Raw genomic sequence first — 299 nt, forward strand, 5'->3', positions numbered from 1 at the left:
GATCGCGGCGCCGGTCGGCATCGCGCACGCGGGCGCGGCGCTGCTGGAACCCTCGGTGCTGCTGTTCGGCGTGGCCGTCGCCGTGCTGTCCAGCGCGATCCCGTATTCGCTCGAGATGGTCGCGCTGCGCCGCCTGCCGGCCAACACGTTCAGCACGCTGCTCAGCGCGGAGCCGGCCATCGGCGCGCTGATGGGCCTCGTGCTGCTGGGCGAGCACCTCGACGTGTCGCAATGGCTCGCGATCGCGCTGAGCAGCGTGCTGAACGTGTTGGCCGGCAGGCGGCGCAGCGCGACCATCT

The 299-nt window shown here is 72.2% G+C and carries 1 protein-coding gene; it reads left to right on the forward strand.

The annotated features are described in order from the left end of the window. The coding region (locus ACEN88_RS35155) for an EamA family transporter (RefSeq protein WP_413347048.1) at positions 1-299 on the forward strand (299 nt) is incomplete at both ends.

Origin of the sequence: Massilia sp. CT11-108, assembly GCF_047302915.1 — a bacterium.
Lineage (GTDB): Bacteria > Pseudomonadota > Gammaproteobacteria > Burkholderiales > Burkholderiaceae_D > Telluria > Telluria orientalis.